Origin of the sequence: Bradyrhizobium sp. SZCCHNS3052 (assembly GCF_032484495.1) — a bacterium.
GTDB lineage: Bacteria > Pseudomonadota > Alphaproteobacteria > Rhizobiales > Xanthobacteraceae > Bradyrhizobium.
Genome location: NZ_JAUETB010000009.1, coordinates 77,406 through 94,567, shown reverse-complemented (window position 1 = coordinate 94,567; position 17,162 = coordinate 77,406). Strand labels below are relative to the sequence as shown.

5 protein-coding genes are annotated in these 17,162 nt (G+C 65.5%); all 5 read left to right on the top strand.

What is annotated here, in order from left to right; translation table 11 throughout:
• Nucleotides 1–192: 192 nt before the first annotated feature.
• The 5 genes from QX073_RS24535 (at nucleotide 193) to QX073_RS24515 (ending at nucleotide 17,162) form a co-directional block, all read left to right on the top strand.
• A complete protein-coding gene (locus QX073_RS24535; protein ID WP_315717679.1) occupies nucleotides 193–588 on the top strand; it encodes a hypothetical protein in 396 nt (131 codons plus the stop codon).
• A 222-nt stretch (nucleotides 589–810) separates the two neighbouring features.
• Nucleotides 811–1,563 (top strand): hypothetical protein, encoded by a 753-nt coding sequence (locus QX073_RS24530; RefSeq protein ID WP_315717680.1) that lies wholly within the window; start codon nucleotides 811–813, stop codon nucleotides 1,561–1,563.
• Between the two features lie 7 nt (nucleotides 1,564–1,570).
• Nucleotides 1,571–5,194 carry a hypothetical protein gene (locus QX073_RS24525; protein WP_316165039.1) on the top strand — a complete coding sequence of 1,208 codons (3,624 nt, stop codon included), beginning with the start codon at nucleotides 1,571–1,573 and terminating at the stop codon, nucleotides 5,192–5,194.
• The gene (locus QX073_RS24520) at nucleotides 5,191–6,606 is read left to right on the top strand and encodes a hypothetical protein (protein WP_316226513.1); all 1,416 of its coding nucleotides are present in this window, start codon (nucleotides 5,191–5,193) and stop codon (nucleotides 6,604–6,606) included. The genes QX073_RS24525 and QX073_RS24520 overlap by 4 nt, the downstream gene beginning before the upstream one ends.
• A 14-nt stretch (nucleotides 6,607–6,620) precedes the next feature.
• Entirely contained in the window at nucleotides 6,621–17,162 is a 10,542-nt protein-coding gene (locus QX073_RS24515; RefSeq protein ID WP_316226512.1) for a LysM domain-containing protein, read from the top strand.

Genomic DNA, 17,162 nt, shown 5'->3' with positions numbered 1-17,162 from the left:
GGACTCCTCGATCCGCGGGAGGTGACGGCCAGGGCCATGGTCGCACCTGCGTGGGGTGCGGAGCCCCCGTCCGGGCGGGGGCCGGGACCGGATTGCAAATGGACTCGCAAACCGGCGGCGGCTAGTTATTTGTCACCCTCCGGCTGGTCATTTTGCATGACGCTGAGCGCTTGAACGAGGACGGAAGCCGCCTTGCCCGCTGCGCCATCTCAGCTCACCGATCAAACCGTCAACACCCAGCTGACGACGAATTGCAATGCGCAGGTGGCTGCAACGTTCGACACGAATGACAGCACCTGGGTGACCTTCTTTTTCAACGGTACGATCCCGTGCTGGAGAGCGCTGGTGTCGATTGGCGAAGTAGAGGTCGAACTGACCGAGGACATTGCAATTGCAGGCATTGTCCTGCGCAAGGGGCTGACGGTGACCATGCACCCGATGGGTCGCTACTACACGGTCACGATGAGCGGGGAGATTGTCGATTCCGGAAAGGAGAGCAGCTTTACCGGATTCGTGCTCGGCTCGTTCATCCGGTCCGCAGCGATGAAGCGAGCGATGCAGATGCTTCGGAAACAAGTCAGCCGCTGAGCGACGCCCGGCTTCGCCCGAAATGTAAACACCAGAATGTGACCGGGCGTTGGGGGAAGACTGTGATCTGGCCCGATTGACCACCGTCGCGAACCCTGTTACACGCCACAACCTCTGATAGATTTCAATCATTGGTAGCTTAGTCGATTTTCCATTCGTTTCAGCCGCGCCGGCAGTTGCGTACTGCGGGTTTTGATCTGTGTTTTATAAAAGGAGATAGCCATGGCTCATCATGAAGGCGTGCGTTTTTCGGCTCCTGCCGTCGTTACCACTCCCACAAGCCCCAACACCGAGGTCGTCGCGACGCCGACGGGCGATCAAAACAACACGACGCAGCTCGTGTTCGAGTATCAGGGGCGCATTCCGGTCTGGACGCCGGTGGTCTCGCAGGCACAACCTCAAGTCGTTTTGGCGGCTGACATCACGATCGGCGCAACGACTTGGCGCAAGGGCATTACGATCCAGTATGCGGCGCTGGGATCGACCCAGTACACCGTGACCATCATCTCGGGCGAGATCGTGGACGATCGTGGGCTCTACTTGCTCCAGGGCGTGACGCTCGGCATCTTCCCGATCGGTTTGGATGTCAAGGCAGCGCCATCCGCGACCGCACGGACCGAGGAATATCCGCGCGCGGCCTTCACGGCGCTGCCGACGGTGAACACCCCGACCAGCCCGAACAGCAACGTGGTGACGACGCCGAGCGGCGACACCAACAACACGACCTACGTCTCATTCCAGTACCAGGGACGAATTCCGGTCTGGACGCCGATCGTCTCGCAGTCCCAGATCACTGCGGTCCTCGCCGCTGATATCACGATCGGCGCGACGACGTGGAAGGCGGGCATCACGGTGCAATATGCTGCGCTGGGCTCGGCCCAATATACGGTGACCATCATCAAGGGCGACATCATCGACGATCGTGCCCTCTATTCACTGGCGGGCACCTTGCTCGGCATCTTCCCGATCGGGTGATACGAGCATGGACGCGTCCGCGTCAGCGCAGTTCGAGCAGGTCGACTCCTCTGCGATTTACGAGACCAGGGTTGCCGGCTCGGTTGGCTGGGCCGGCTACCTTCTCGGCACGGGCTCGTCTCTGCCACCGTTCATCAATTACGACGACTCGCTGAAGAAGTACGGTGGCAGTTATTTGTTTGCGACACAGCGGCCCGCCGATCTCGATCGGGATCCCGGCGGGTTCGCCGAGCGTGTCCGGGCCTATATCAGCAAGGCGACGCGCAATCGTGCTGTCGTCTGGCTCGCGTCGGCCAACCCGGTCGCGTTCGGCGACTTCGAGCGCTATGGCGTCTCCTTCATCAATCTGCCGCCGGTCTACCAGGTCTCGGGCAACCTGAACCTGTGGTTTGCCAGCAACGCCAAGTTCTACATCCTCGATCAGAGCCGGATCGATATCGAGGGTGGGGCGCTGCGCCTGTCGGGCTCGGCGCTGAGCTCACCTCCGTTCATCGGCTTTTCGGGCAAGGGCGACAACCCGCTGGGCATTCGCCTTGCGCCGACCTCCAACAATCGCATCTACGCCTATGTGCCGTTCGGCGGCGCCAACACCGGTTGCGTAACCTTCGATGGGCTGCTCGATTCGAAGCAGGCGTTCGTCAGCCAGGGCTTGGAGCAGGGCATCCGCTACGTCATCAACAACAGCGCGACGACGTCGCTGCAAGCTGCGCAATATGCAGCCATGACGGTGGCGGCGTTGCCGTCGCAGCTTTCGATCGCAGGTGCCTTCGACCTCGGCGATCCGGCCAACCGCGTGATCGGCCGAGAGCAGCTCGAGCAGGGGTATCTGCGTTCGGGGTTCGCCATCAAGGGGGCGCCTGCGCTGACGAGCGAATTCCGCACGACCGGCGGGCGTGTCGTGCAACTGACGCCGCTCGGGGCTAGCAGCACGGATACGGCGCCGGCGCTCGGAGCAGGGGGCTTCGCCTTTGCGACCAGCGCCGCGAAGACGGCCGCGGTCGACACTGGCACGACCTATCTCAGCCTGGCCGGCCACTATGCGCTCGGCGCCGATGGCAGTTCGACGGGGCAGCTTGCGAAGCTGATGGGTGGACTATTCGGATCGGAGGCGCTCAGCTTCAAGGCGTACGACGCCAGCCAGCCCGCAGCGCAGAACGATCGTCTCAACGCCATTCCCTCGAAGCCCGGCTACGCGCCGGTGTTCCCATTCGAGACGGCGGATCTCAACCGTCCCGCGAGCGGTGCCGTTGCGCCGCGCCTGACCGACGACCACCAGACCTCCTGGGTGACCATCGTCGCCGGGGGCGGGGCCGTCGACTATCTGGCCGAGCCCGAGGGCAGCGCGATCTATAGTACGGCCGCGGCCGGCGCTCCGAATGCGGAGATCCTGCAATCGGCACCGCCATTCATGCCGCTCGCCCAGGGCAGCGACAAGACGTTCCCGCTGGCGCCTTATGGAGCTGCTGCGAGTAGCGGCCTCGATGGCGCGACGCTCGTCCAGTTCGAAAGCCAGATCGTGGCTGCAACCCGCAAGTCGCTGATCTCGAGCTATGGCAGCAAGACGTGGTCGGCGCGTGTGCAGGCGGCGCGGGCTCACGCGTTGCGCGGCACGCTGCCGGACGGCCCGAGCACCGATGGGACGACGCCGCAGGGCTTCATCATCGAGCGAGATCCGACGACGGGGGCCTATCTGAAGGTCAGCATGGCGCAGTCGATCGACCGCGACGGCAACACCCTGCCATTCGCGCTATCCGCTCCCTCCCAGGCGATGCAGGACGCCTTGCAGACCAACCAGCTCTTTCTGGTCGCCGTCAATCCGGAGCCGTTCGGCACAGGCGCCCAGTTCGCCAACACCGTCAATATTGCGGGCTGGACCATGACCGCGGCGGTCGGCGCCGGCGCCTCTGCCACCGCCTACCGCAACGTGATGATCATGAAGTTCTGCTCCGGCTCGTTGCTGGAGCGGGTCACGAATGCCAATCGGTGGACGTCCGCGGAGCAGTTCTCTTTGTTGCCCGGCACACCGCCGGTCACCGCTGCGCTGTCCTACACAGGCCTGTCGCAATGGCTACAGGACTACATCGCGGACGCCATCGCACGCTCGAAGGGACCGTCCGGCCCATTCTACGAGAATTTCGCGCGCATCGCCCAAGACCCGAACTGGACCGGCGTCATCGTGCTCGCGGCCGACCTCGGCCAGCGTGACATGCCGCCCGAGATTGCGGGGCTTGCCGCCGGCATCGACTTCACCCGCTTCAACGCCCATCATTTCGGCTTCACCGTCAGCCGCGTCACGGTCGACGGCCGGAGCGGTCGGATCACGATGCCGCAGGGCAATTCGAGCCTGTTCGGCCTGATCGACTACGAAGACCCGCGCTATGCGATGAACATCTCCAACGGCGTTGCGCCTGACGTGCCGGTGGCGGTGCAGATGAGCGGCGAGTTCGATTTTACCGTGCTGCAGCTGCAGTCGTTGTTCGAGAACGCCAGGCTGACGCGGTTCGACAGCCACGTCCAGCTCTCGGTCGCGGCGCTGTTCGGCGCGCCGGTGGCGCGGCTGTACTCGCGCGGCAAGCCGCAGCCTTTCACGGGAATCGTGCTCAAGGGCAGCTATGTCGATCAGGGCGGCCGCGGCGCCTATGTCTTCGAGCAGAACACGACCAACGTGCTGACCAGCCCGTCGAACGTGCTGCCGGCCGTGGCCTTCGACCGGGTGCAGTTCAACACGATTGGCATCCAGGACCAGGGCGCCACGGTGGCGAGTAACTTCCTCGTCTGGGGGCAGCTCGATTTCACGGCGCTTCAGAGCACCATCGGAGAGACGCTCGACCTGCTGTCGTTCGGCAGTCCGCCGGATACGCCCGAGGAGGCGCTCGGTGTCGGGCTCGCCTTCTCCGGCCTCGTCATCGGCATGACCTATCCGCAGGCGACGCCCGGAGCCAAGAGGTTTGGGGTCGCGACCGGCAACCTGGCCTGGAATCTCAACGGCTCGACGATGCGCGACACCAGCCTGTTCCGCGGCTTCGCGCTGCAACTGAAGAGCTTCGTCAACGCGACCGGTGATCAGAAGCCGTCCGATCTCGGCTTCCTGCCGGTGACGTCGCAGCTCAACCTCACCGAACTCGAGGGGCCCTGGTTCGGCGTCGTCTACGACATCACGCTGGGCGGTCCGGGGGCGCTCGCCTCTGGCGTCGGCTTCCAGTCGCAGCTGCTCGCGGCATGGTCACCGGTCACCACCGGGTCGGATGCGCAGCACGCGGTCTTCATCGGCATGAGCCTGCCGGGCGCGGCGCCCGGCGCCAGCCTGTTCAGCATCCAGGGCGTCATCAAGGTTGCGGTCGGGGCGATCTCGATCCTGCGCCAGCCGGTGCCGACCGCATCGGGACGCAAGCTGTCGGATGACGGTCCGAAGTGGTTCTACTGCCTGCGGATCGACGATATCGCCATCAAGATATTCGGCATCGCCAAGCTGCCGCCGTCCGCCAACATCCAGTTCTTCCTGTTCGGCGATCCCGACAACACCGGCAGCCTCGGCTGGTACGCCGCCTATGTCGCCGACGACAATCCGGGCTGCGAGCAGTCGCTCGCATTCGCCGCACGCAAGCCCGAGCTTCAGGAGCCGTCATCATGACGCGGATCCTGTTCTGGAATATCGAGAAATTCTCGATCAACAAGATCTTCTCGGCCTCGATCAAGCGGCAACGCGGGCATGGCGGTCTCAACGACATGCAGAGCGCGATCCAGCGCCGCGCGGTGATCAATGCCGTGCTGACGGCCGTGCAGCCGGACATCATCGTCATCATCGAGGTGAGCTCGGGCGACAATGCGCCCAACGCGCTGGCGAGCCAGACCGGCGGCATCAATGCGCTCGCCATGGTGCAGTTCGGGCTCAACAACCCCGCCACGATGGTGGCGGGCGGATGGAACGCCGTGCCGCCGCTCTACACCGGGGTCGGCGGGCGCTCAGAGACGGTTGGCATTCTCTATCGCCGCACCAACACCGCTGGCACCCTCAACCGCTACTTCACCGGGCCCAACATCTGGACCGGCGGGCATGGCGGCGTGTCGGTGCCGCCGGGCGGCGGCGTCGCCACGCCGTACAATGGCATGGTGGTGCCCCTCGGTGCCGTCAACGTCAATGGAATGCTGGTGCCTCCGGGCCTGGGCGGAGTGCGCCAGATCCCTGCGGGTGCCCAGCACAATGGCGGCCTCAACGAGGACGTCGTCGCGGCGCGGATCGCCTTCACGACCACGCTCGGCGCTCCTGTTGCCTTTGCCGGGCTGCGCGAGCCGTTCATGGCGACGTTCACCGAGGCCAATAATCTCGGCGTCGTGCAGCGAGACCTCACCATCTTCGGCATCCATTCCCCGCCGAACAATCCGGCGGCGGCGAACTACATCACCACGCTGTCGACGATCAACGACGTCGTCGGCGCTCTGGGCGTGAACGAGACGCGGGTGATCGGCGGCGATTTCAACGTCAACCTGTTCGCCGTCAATGGTACCGCCTCGGGCCTCTATAATCCGCTCACCGGCGGTCCCGGTGCCTACACGCTGCTCGTCAGTCCGACGGCGGTGGGCGTTCCTGTCAATCTCGACCAGTACAAGGGTTATTTCTCTACCCATATTCGCGGCAAGGACAAGACGGCGGCGTCCAAGTTCCTCTGGTCCAACGGCGGCGGGCCGGGGCAGAGCTTTTATCCCGGCTACGGCTATGTCGGCTCGAACTTCGTCGCCGCGCCGTTCTACTCGATCGACAACGTCCTGGTCTGGCCGCACAACGGCATGCACAACTATCAGACCACGATCATGAACACGGTGACCGGCACGCCGATGAACGCGGTCATGGCGCCGCCGGACAATCCTCCCCCCGGTGCAATCGCTTTGGCCAACCAGTTCACCGCGCCGCCGATGGGGTGGCCGGGCGCACCGACGGCGGCGAACTATCCGGGGATCGGCGGTGCCGGAAATCTGACCGGCTGGAGCAACTACGGACGCGTTCGCAACACCAGCGATCACTTCGGCATCTCTGCCGACATCTGAGGGAGCGCCGGCTGATGAGCGCTATCGACAATCTCCGTGCCGCTGTCGAAGCCGCCGCCGGCGACACCGCCTTCGCGCTCGATGCCGCCTTCCTGACGGCGGGCCTCGCCGATCCCGCCGTGAAGGTCCCCGCAGACTACGACGCCTGGCTGAGCCAGGCCTTCTTCCTCAAGGCCGCGGCCGACTTCAAGGTGACGGTGGCAAAATCCGATGTCGGGCCCGTCGAAGGGACGGCGTTCACGGTGCAGTCGGCGACGATCCCGTTCATCGGCGCCTCGGCTCCGCTGGCCGCGAAGGCCACGCTTGTCTTCACCGTGGACGGCGACCAACTGATCGTGCAGGCCGAGGCGACGCCATCGAACTGGACCTGGACCAGCAGCTTCGCCTTCATGGGCGGCTTCCCGTTCAATCAGTTCGGCACCCTGAAGAACGTCAGCTTCGTGTTCTCGACGGCGACCGGCACCTACCCGTATGGTGACTCCGCAGGGCGTGCCGTGAGCGGCGGCGCGGTGCAGAATTTCGTTGCCAAGGTCGCTCTGCCGGATGTCGCCAAGCCGTTCCTGCTGCTGTTTCCAGGCCTCACCGCGCCGACCGGCGATCTGCTGCTGAGCGGCGCGCTCAACATGGACATCTTCAACGGCGAGACCGTGCTGTTCCCGCCGGGGCAGCTGCGGGCCGCGATCCAGGACGGCACGTTCAAGCTCGCGTCGCAGTTCACGGTCAGGGATCCGAGCCTCGCTCTGACCATTCCCGCGCCCGATGGCGCCGATGAGGTCGACGGCGTGCTGGTGCTGGCCGATCCCGCCGATCCGGATGCCGGAGATCAGGCGCCGACGCTCGCGATCTCCTCGCAGTTCGACGTCGGCAGCACCGGCTCCTATCAGCTCGACGTCGAGATCACACCCGGCGCCGATGCCAACTATTCGGTGGCACTTGCCGTCGTCGAAGGCGGCGCGCCGCTGACGCCGGCCACGGTGATCGAGGTGATGGGCGGCAATGGCGGCTATCTCGCCGCGACTCCCGATGTGCTGCAGCAGTTCCTCGCCTTTGTCGGTCTCAACGGCTTCTCGATCGCCGGCACGCTCGGCCGCTCGCCGACGATCACGGCGGTCTCGATCGAGATCGGCAGCTCGAAGGATACGAGCTGGCAGATCCTGCCGCCGACCGGGGTGCTCGACTTCAAGATCACGAGCTTCGCGCTGCAATGGTCGATGGCCTATCCGTTCGACGGCACCAAGCGGCAACAGACCTACGACTTCACGACCGAGTTCGTACTGGCGCCGAGCGTCTTCAAGGGGCCCGACGGCGAGGGCGACGGCGTGTTCACCGTCCAGTTCACCTCCGCGAAGCAGTTCTTCGCATCCTTCGCCGGGACCGCGAAGCTGAGCGACTTCCTGACGGCACTGTCCGGCGGTGCCGTCGTGCTCGACGTCGAGAATGTCGGCGATTTCGAGCTTGGCGACATCGCGGTCGCGGTCGACTACGGCGCGCAGAGCTTTCAGTTCGACGCCGGCTTCAGCCTCACGCTCAATCTGCTCAAGATCAACAACCAGCCGATCCTTGCCGTGCGAGAGGGGACGGTCTCAATCGCGGCGCAGACTCCGACGCAGACGCCAGACGGGGGCAATGCGACGACGCTGCTGCGGGCGGCGCCGCTGCCGATGCTGCGGACCTCGCGAGGGGGCGCGCTGCAAACCGCCTCGCAGACGCAATGGAAGTCGAGCGTCGGAGGCTTCCTCGATGTCGGCCCGTTGCACACCAAGGTCAGCGTGACCTATGACGGGTTCGAAACGCCGAAGCGGTGGGACCTCGCCGCCTCGCTGGAGGAACCGCTCGAGGTCTCGGACCTGATCAACCAGTTCTTTTCGCCCGGCAGCGCCTACGGTTTCCCGAGCTTCCTGCCCGGCGACCTCATCATCTCCGAATTCGCGATCACCGCGACCATTCCGGCCGAGCAGGGCGAGCTGAAGACGAGCTACGACATCACCGTCGGCTTCAGCTGGACGTTCGCCTTCGGCGATCAGACCGTCGGCATCGATCCGGCGCGGCTCGGCGTCAGCTATGACGGCCAGAAGCCGGCCCAGCAGCAGTTCTCCGGCTTCGCGCAAGGCACCTGGATCTACTCGGCGATCAACCTCAAACTCACGATGGGCTATGAGTTCGAGACGACGGAGGCGGGCTCCAACAACATTCTGTTCGTCGAGTGGGAGGGCTTTCGAGCGGATTGGGAGAGCGGCAAGGAGCTGGTCACGTTCAGCCTCAAGGGCTGGAGCATCGGCTCGCTGGTGCAGGCGCTGGTGCGTACGCTCGGCAATCCTTACTTCACGCTGGATTCGCCATGGGACCTGCTCAACCAGATCTCGCTCGATGCGCTGCGTGTCAACGTCTCGCTCAAGAGCGGCGAGAGCTTCTCGCAGCGCCTGTCGGCCAGCTACGAGCTGTCGAGCCCGATCAATCTCGGCTTCATCAGCATCACCGCGCTGACCTTCCGTCGCGGCACCGACGGCAAGGTGACGCTCGCCATCGAGGGCTCGAGCCCACTGGTCGCCGACGATCCGGCGTTCAAGAATCTGCTCGATCCGGCCAAGGGGCAGGACGTGCAGAACCTGCCGTCGGTGCCCGGCCGGGGCGAGGAATGGTTCAAGCTGTTCCTGCTGGTGCTCGGGCAGCGCATCGGCATCACCGGCCATTCCAGCTTCAACAGTACCAAGGAGGTGATCTGCGCACTGCAGTCTGTCCCCAGCACGACGGGCAAGATGAATCCGGTCGATCCCAATGCGGACGACGGCGGGACGCCCGGACTGCCCTATTACGACCAGTCCAACAACTGGCTCATTGCCGGGCATCTCGGCCTGATGAAGGTGGCCGGCGCCTGGTCGATCGATGCCATGCTGGTGTTCAACGACCCGAATCTCTACGGCCTGCGGCTGGCACTCGCCGGCGAGAAGATGGGCGGGCTCGCCAACCTCGTCGTCGACATCCTCTACAAGAAGATCACCGACGACATCGGCGTCTACCAGATCGACTTCACCTTCCCGGACATCATCCGCAACCTCAATTTTGGTGCGGTGTCGATCACGCTGCCGCAGCTCGGGATCAAGGTCTACACCAACGGCGATTTCTTCATCGACATCGGCTTCCCGTACAATCTCGATTTCCGCCGCTCCTTCTCGATCTCGGTGATCGTGTACGGCGTGCCGGTGCTGGGCGCGGGCGGCTTCTACATCGGCAAACTGTCTAACGCGACCTCGACCAAGATCCCGAAGACCAACCTCGGCACTTTCGATCCCGTCATCGAGTTCGGCATCGGGCTGCAGCTCGGTCTAGGCTACAATTTCGAGAAGGGGCCTCTGAAGGCGGGCTTTGCGCTCACCGTCTTCGGCATCGTCGAAGGCGTCGTGGCGCCGTGGCATCCCTATGACCCCGCGCGCACGCTGGCATCGCGCGCCAGCAGCAGCGCGCTGCAGAGCGACTATTATTTCAAGCTGTCGGGAACGGTCGGCATCATCGGCCTGCTGTATGGCAGCGTCGACTTCGCGATCATTTCAGCCTCGGTCAATGTCAAGATCGTGCTGTCGATCCAGCTCACCTATGAGAGCTATCGCGAGATTCCGGTGGTCGCCAACGCGAGCGTGACGATCAGCCTCAAGGTCAAGATCAATCTCGGCCTGTTCTCGATCTCCATCAGCCTGTCGTTCTCGGCCCAGGTCTCTGCGACCTTCGTGATCGGACAGACCAGCACGGCGCCATGGGAGGTTCAGGGGGCACGCGCCGACGCGCTGCTGATGCAGCGGGCTCACGCGCGCGGACCGGACGCGGCCATGCGGCTGGCGCGCAGCTTGAAGCCGCGACCGAAGCGGCTCGGGCCCGCTAGCGCCCGCCGGATGGGCCTTGCCGCCGCAGATGGCAACAAGCCGAAGCTGTCGCTGATGGCGGGCGCGCAGTACACCGTGCTTGCTCCGGAGGCAGCCACAGACGCAGCCTCGAACCAGGGGGCATTCGTGCTCCTGCTCGCAATGGACGCGCCGGATGCCGCGGCGAGCGCGCCGTCCGCCACCAAGACGTCCTTCGATGTGCTGGCCGAGGTCTACTTCCCCTGGATCATCGACGCACTGGGAAACGAGAGCGGGGATGCGGCCGAGCTCACCGAGACGCTGGCCATGTCGGTGACGCTCACCCAGCTCGAGGCCTATGTCGCGCGTCTCGCTGACACGGCCGATCCGTTCCTGTCGATCAAGGGCCTGCTGCAGTTCCTGGCCGACGGCTTCACGCTCGACATCTTCAATCCGGCGACGGCGCAATCGTCGGGGCTGAAGACCAAGCTCGATGCCGGTTCGGTGCTGTTTCCGGTGTTCGACGGATTGAAGCTGCAGGTCCCCGGCATGTCCGGTGGCCAGACCTCGCCGATCGCGTTCGAGACCTACACCACGGCCACGCCCGGCTACGCGACCGCGGTCAGCAAAATATTCGCGCAGGTCGCCGCGAACATCGAGGCCCAGAACAAGGAAACGCGCCGGCTTGCCGCGGAGACCGATGCGAGCTCGGCGGAGTCGATGGCGGCCCTGGTGTTCGTCGACACCTTCACGCTGATCGCGCGCCAACTGCTCCAGGCCGCGGCCGACGCGCTGCAGAGCTATGCCTATCCGCTGACCCCGACGAGCAGCATCGGTGCCATTCTCGATGAGCTCAACGGGATCGCCGGCAACGCCTTGACGATTGCGGATATCGTACAGCCCAATGTCGACCATGCCTTGGGGGCCGGGCTGTCCCTGCATATCGACGGCCTCGAATATGTGGTGCAGAGCGGGGACACCCTGCAAGGCATCGCCGGCCGCTATTCCGATGCGGCGTTGCCGCCGCGCTGGATCACGACGCCGGACCGCCTGATCGTGGCCAACCGGGCCCGTCACATGCTGCAGGGCGGCGTCGTCCTGCTGCTCACCAACAGCCACGGCCAGGAGCAGATCTGTGTGACGCGGCAGGGCGACAGCTTCGACGACATCGCGCTGCAGCTCGGCGCGATCTCGATCGACGCGCTCGCTGCACAGAGCGTGCTCTACGGCGTCGCCGGCCTGCTGCAGCCGACCTTGCCGCTCGCGATCTGGCCGATCGCCTACAGGACCGCAGGGACCTCCGGCCCGTCATCCGATACCTTGTCGACGGTCGCGAGCCTGTTCCAGACCACTGCGGTTGCAGTGGCGGACGCCAATCGCGGCGTCGCCGGCCTGTTCTCGGTGCAGGCGGAGCGCGGCCTGCTCACGGTCGGCAGTCTTCAGGCCCTGTCGGTCGGCGCGTTGTGGTCGGCCATCGCGGCCACGGGCCAGGTCGGGCAGACCGCCGGCATGGTTTCGCGCTTCCTGGTCTATGGGTTGCGGCTGCCGGTCCGGGATGGACTGACCCTGTCGCCTGCGTTCCTCTATCCGAGGACGCAATCGGGCTACGGCGTCTATCAGCTCACCGGCCAGCAATTCCCGACGCCCAGTTCTGCCACGAGCTACAAGGTCGGCTTCGCACGCGAGACTCAGAGCCACGGCGTCCCGCTCGATTTCATCTTGCTGAACGACACCACCGACCTCAGCATGGACGTCGATCTGAGTCAGGCCTATGCCGCGCTGAACGTCGTCGTCAGCTGGGCCAGGGCGCCGGGCAATTTCGTCCCGAGCCCGACGTTTGCGGCGCTGCCGCTCGCCGAGCGTCAGCCGCGGCCGTTTACCGCCAGCGGCTACGCGCGCTGGTCGAGCGGATCCGTCGCGAGCCTGTTGGCTCTGACGAACCGCAGCGGCGTGGCCGCGGCGGCCGATGCCGGCGCGCAGGTGCAGCCGACGCTATGGAGCCTGCCGCCGGCGCAGACCAATCTGGTCGCCACGCGGGAGCAGTCGATCCGCGCGGTCATGCCGGATCTCCGCTCGACCTTCGCGCTGCTGCCGAAGTTCCAGCCGCAGACCGGGCGCAGCAATCCCGCGACCGGACGCACCGACTATGCGGACCTGGGGCGCTGGGCCTGGTGCACGCGGCTCGATATTGAGATCAAGCGTCTGCCGGACACAACGGCGCTGGCTGCTCAGGGCACCGGCGCAGGCGATCTGCCGAGCGGTCCGGCATCGGCGCCGTCGCTGCCGTTCGTCTATGAGCTCGTCGGACCCAGCTCGGAGGACGCGGTGCGGCTGCAGCGCATCCTGACCGCCATGGATGCGCTGGGCGAAGGCATCGCCTCCGCCGTCTTCCTGCTCTACAACCAGTCCGGACCCGGCGCGCCGATGCTGGTGACGCCTGCGGACGCCGACTTCCTCGCCTTTATCACCCAGACCAACCTGTCGACCGAGACCAATCCTGCGGCGGCGCTGCGCCTGATGCTGAGCGCCGAGGACGCTCCGCCGCGCGGCATTGCCAATTCGCCGGCGCAGTTCATCCGCCTGATGTGGGAGCTCAGCACGGTCCGCAGCGGCGGCTACTATCTCTACTACGAGAACGTCGAAAGCGAGGAAGGCCTGCCGGCGGCCGTCTTCGATTCCTCCGGCTCTGGCATCGTGACAATGGTCGTGACGTTCGCGGCGCAGGGCAGCGAGTCCTTCGGCACCACGCTTCCCGACTTCGTCAACGCCTTCGTGACGACCGACGCTGTCGATCCGCAGAGCGATCTGGTACAGACGGTGTCGCTCGCCTCGACCGCCCAGACGGCACCGGTTGCGGCGGGAGCATCGCTCGATGCGCTCGCGGCGATCTACGGCCCCGGGCCCGGGCGGATCGCCGAGGTCAACGCGACCAAGCCGCTCGCCGCGGGCGCGCTGGTGCCGATCGTGGGCGCGGTGCGCCAACTGACCGACGCGGATCTGGTTCGCGGCACCGGGGCGGCCATCGACGCGCAGGCCACGCTCGACAAGCTCGCCAGACTGTTCTCAGCCGGTGCAGTCCATCCGATCACCGGCCAGGACATCGCCACATTCAATCCACAAGTCGCTGTTGCGCTGGCCGCCGTGTTCTACATCCCGCCGCTGGCCTATCAGGTCAGTTCCTCGGCCGCGCCCGGGATGAGCTTTGCCAGCATGGCCTCCTATTACGGGTTGGATGTCGACCTGATCGCCCGTGGCGCCAGCGCAGCGCCCGGGCTGTTCCCGGTCAATGCCGTGCTCGATCTCGATCCGCAGCTGTTCTCCCTGCGCGACCAGTTGCCACCGCAGAACATCGGGTTCTCGTTGACGCGCGACAATCTCGGCCTGCCGCCGGACGATCCAGCGGCGCCGGACTTTGCCAAGAAGACGATGTATCAGCTCTACACCTCGCTGGCCGCGGGACTCGCGGGCAACGTCTTCTACAAGGCTACTCCGCTGGGCATGCCGTTCGGTCCCCAAGACCATGACGACGATGAGTCCAGCGCGTTCGAGAGCCATGCGCGCTCGGCGCGGACGCGCGGCGACCGCCTGGCGCAGGTCGCGATCGCCGATCTCGACTATCGCCAGTCCATCGGCATTGGGGCGCAGTTCGCGCTGGTCAACGCCGCGCCGGACCCGTCTGATCCGGATCTGCCGCCGAAGGCGGCCAATCCCTATCTCGGCGTCGGCACCATGGCGCAGGTCGCGCTGCAATGGCGCGATATCTTCGGCAACACCACGGTGACACCGTTCGAGGCGCCGCCGCAAGGGTACCGCGGCGCGCTCAACGGGGCTGCGGTGTCGATGCTGTACCGCGATGAGCTGATCGGGCTGGGGTCCTGGATCAATACCAATGCCAGCTACAGCTATGACGCGGCGGGCGGTGCCGCGTTCAAGCTCGCATTATCCCTCAACGCCGCCGCCTATGCCGGACCGGACGGAGCGGCGCGGGCCGCCGACGATCTCTCGCTCTACACCCGAATCTACTATCAGCTGCATCAGGATTATTCCGCCGATGTCGCCGTCCCCGTGCCGGGTGTCTCCGGTAACGCGGTAGCGATGCGGCTGTCGAATTCGCTGCTTGCCAAGCCCGACGTGGACCTCACCGATGCGCAGGCGGACATCATTCGCAGCTATGTGCGTGCGTGTGTGCTGTATCTGAAGCTCGTGACGCGCGGCCAGGCGCCCGCAGCCCCGGCTGTGACCTTGTCGCTTCCGGTCGACGTCAATGCGATCGCCGCCGGCAACATCCTCGAGCTCGATGTCACGCTCACGTTCAGCCGCAATCCGCTGCTGGTCGATCCGGCGGTGGCGGCGTTGCAGGGCGACACTGGCGTGGCCGCGGCGATCCTGCCGCGCGCCGACGGCGACGGCAATGTATCCTACACGGAGTTCAGCAAGGTCGTCGAAACGGTCTTCGTCACCGCCGACTGGTATCTCAAGGTCGGGCAGGGCCTGTCTCGCGACGGCGAGGATGCGGCCGACGGCGCTCAGCAGCTCTGGGCCGTCCGCTTCGGCAAGGCGGCCGGGCAGGGCATCCATTTCAAGCTGGGCACGTCACCGAGCTATTTTGCGCCGAAGCCGATCGCCAAGGCGCTTGCCAGCGGCGATGCGACGATCACGCGCTATGACAGCGGCGACACCGACACGCTGCATCTCGACGGTGTCGATCTGAACCAGTGGTTCCAGAGCGCGCTGGATGCCATCGATCAGTTCCTGTCGGCCGACTACGCGCCGCACGCGTTCATCCTCGACCGGATCGACGGCGTGACCGATCCGCTCAAGGACGGTTCGCTGGGAAGCGTGCTGACGACCAAGGAATCGCTGGCCGATACGATCAGCCTGAAGACGCTGCCGGTGCTGTCGACCAGCGCGGGCGATCCTTCAACCGGATTCGCCGCCAGCGAGAAGCTGCGCCAGCAGCTGCTCAATCAGCTTGGCGCAGCCTATCGGGCCGGTGCGGCCGTCGTGTTCGGATTGACCGAGGTGACCGGCGGAGGCGATAGCAACCCGGCCGGTCCGCCGAACCTCTACGGTCAGCCGGGCGGCAGCATCAAGGGCGCCGCGGACAATCAGAATTTCACGCTGACGCCGACGCGCATCCCGCTCGGCGAAGTCTACGATCCCGCCAGCAAGACCTGGTACGATCCGCGGCTGGCCTTCGTGTTCGCCACCAAGAACGTCGTCGACCAGGCCTATGTGCCGCTCGAGCTCACGCTCTCGCTCACTCATCTCGAATTCGCGCGGCGCACCGTCCCCGGAATCGACGGCTATGTCGATTCGCGATGGCTCGCCTTCGTCAACGGGCCGTTCAGCTATCCGCTGGGGACGCAGGTCACCAACATTCCCGTGGTCAACCGCGATCTGCCGACGCCGCCGACGGTCTCCGCGCAGCAGGCGCGGCAGCTCACCGGCGAGGGCACGACCGATCCATCGAAGCTGAACGCCTGGGGTTATTCGTTCGACTACCTCTATCAGCAGGCGGCAGCCGACGCAGTGTCCTGCACGATGGAGTTCAACCGGCCGACCGAGCCGACGCTGCGCGGCTCGGCCAGGTTGAGCGGCGAGCCCGACCTGTTCACCGCGCTCGCGCAATTCGTCACCAACTATCCGGCGATCCTGCGCGACCTCAACCAGTATCTGGTCGGCATCGACGGCGCCGAGCCGGATCCGGCGACGCTGGCCGCCGCGCGCAAGGCGACCGCCGCCTTTGCGCTGGAGACCAGGCAGATCGCGGATGCCTATGCGCGGGAGACGGTCGGGCCTGCAAGGCTGGCGGTCGCACCGGCGCATGTGATCGTGAAGTTTCTGTCGACGCTCGACAGCACCAGCGACGGGCACGCGCGCACCAATCTCGTCAACATCACCATCGATGGAACGGCGGCGAGCTGGAATGCGGCGGCCAACACGATTTCGAACGGCACGACCACGCTTCCGGCGCCCGCGATCGCGATTGCACCCGAGCTCTATACGCCCCAGGCCGTGCCTCCGGCAGAGCTGCCCGTCGGCGTGCAGATCGCCTACGTCTATGCGCGTCAGGTCGACGGCAAGACGGTTTATCTCGGCGAAGAGGAGGCACGTGGGTTGCCGGCCCGAACCGTTTCGATCGCTCCGCTCGACGTGCTGCTATACCAGAGCGGCTGGGCGTCGGTGTTCGTGCAGCGCAATCTCGCGCTGTTCCCGCTGGCAGATCTCAAGACCACCAGCACCAACCCGGCGTTCCTGTTCCAGACGCCGGAGGTGCGGTTCGCGTCCACAGTGGTTCCGCAGCTGAACTACACGGCGTTCTCGCTCGACGCGATGTCGGGGGCGACCGGTGACCTCGACGCGCGCCTGACGACGTTCTTCGCGGGGCTCTATGCCGGCGGCAATGGCGGCACCAGCGACGAGGTCGCGATGCAGGGCATGTACAGCTACGAGATCGTGGCCGGCCAGCCGGCGATCCCGCGCGTGCGGCTGCCGATCAACCTGCTGACGCCGACCCCGTCAGCGGTCGATCCGGGCGTGAAGCCGCCCTTCGTGGCCCCGTTCGCGCAGATGATCGATACGTGGCGGGCGACGACGAAGCCAACGACGTCGGGCCGTGCCCGCGTCGAGATCGAGCTGAAGGTCTTCGGTGGCGTCGGCGATGCGACGCAGCCGTTGATCCAGGTCGGCCGGCTCACTCACGACATCGCGAGCGCCTGA